Origin of the sequence: Streptomyces sp. MBT53 (genome assembly GCF_016654115.1) — a bacterium.
In the GTDB taxonomy this organism is placed as follows: Bacteria; Actinomycetota; Actinomycetes; order Streptomycetales; family Streptomycetaceae; genus Streptomyces.
This window is the reverse complement of the sequence record NZ_JAEQAZ010000441.1, coordinates 1-1,317: the sequence shown is the minus strand read 5'-3', so window position 1 is coordinate 1,317 and position 1,317 is coordinate 1. Positions and strand designations below refer to the sequence as shown.

The window sequence follows — 1,317 nt, the reverse complement described above, 5'->3', positions numbered from 1 at the left end:
GGCCGGCGTGCCCGGCGCCGAAGAGGTCGTTCTTCTCGTCGGCGCCGGGCACGCCGGCCGTGCTCTGGGCGAAGGACTGGACGCCCGTGGTGACGTTGGCGCCGCTCGCGGAGCCGTAGATGACCGTGACCATGCCGGCGTTGGTGGCGGCGCCGAGGTCCTCGTCGGGGGCGGAGGCCACGACGTCCTGGTAGCCGTCGCCGTTGACGTCACCCAGGTCCAGGTCCCAGCCGAAGGCGTCGCCCTTCTCCGAACTGCCGGGTATGTTCCCGGAGTTCTGGGTGATGCCCGTGGTGGAGGCGGGGCCGGACGCGGAACCGTAGGTGATGTTCACCCTGCCGCCGGTCGCCGAGTCCGGGATGGTCGTACCGTCGCTGGTCGTGGCGTCCCAGCCGGCGCCGCTGACGATGTCGCCGTAACCGTCGCCGTTGATGTCACCGATGCCGGTGACGACGCCGGGCTTCAGGGTCCGTACGCCTGCGATGCTCAGGCCGCTCGCGGCGCCCGGCACGTAGTAGTTGGTGTTCCAGCCGTTGGACGTCTGCGTCTCGAAGCCGTCGACCACCAGGTCGGTGCGGCCGTCGCCGTTGACGTCACCGGCCGTGAGGTGCTTCGGGCCGTACGGGAAACCGGTCGTGCCGGCGTGGATCGGGGGCTTGATCGTGTAGCGGCCGCCCGGCTTGCCGGTGGAACTGCTGAAGCCGCCCTTGTAGACATAGATGGTGGCGGCCGAACTGCCCACCGCCAGGTCCGCCTTGCCGTCACCGTCGAAATCGCCGGCGGCCAGGGTCTGGCCCCAGTTGTCGTGCCCGGATACGGCCGGGTCCGGTACGTCGCTGCTCTTGCCGGTGAGGCCGCTCTTCGAGCCCCACAGGATCGCGAGGGCGCCGCCGTCGGTGTCCGTGCCGACCTTCTCGTACGGCGAACCCACGGCGAGGTCGTCGTAGCCGTCGCCGTTGAAGTCGGCGTACGCCGTCGAGTAACCGAAGAAGTCGCCCTTCTCGGCGGTACCGGGCACGTTGCCGGAGTTCTGGCTCAGCGTCGAACGCTTCGTGGACGACACTCCGGTGGCCGTTCCGTACAGGGCTACGACCTGGCCGGCGTCGGCCTTTCCGGCGACGTAGGCACCGGGCGCGGAGGCGACGATGTCACCGATTCCGTCGCCGTTGAAGTCGGCCTTCGCGATTTTGAAGGAGTCGGCGGCGGTTGCTGTCGTCACCGAGAGGGTGAGCAGACCGCCCGTCAGCGTGGCCGCGGCGGCCGTCGCGAGGGCGAGTCGCAGGTACTGCTGCATGCGGGGTCCTACCTTTCTTGATG

The 1,317-nt window shown here is 69.5% G+C and carries 1 protein-coding gene; it reads right to left on the bottom strand.

What is annotated here, in order from left to right:
* Positions 1–1,294: FG-GAP and VCBS repeat-containing protein (locus JHN45_RS51980; RefSeq protein WP_201056505.1), on the bottom strand; the 1,294-nt coding region annotated here is incomplete at its 3' end.
* Positions 1,295–1,317: the final 23 nt, after the last annotated feature.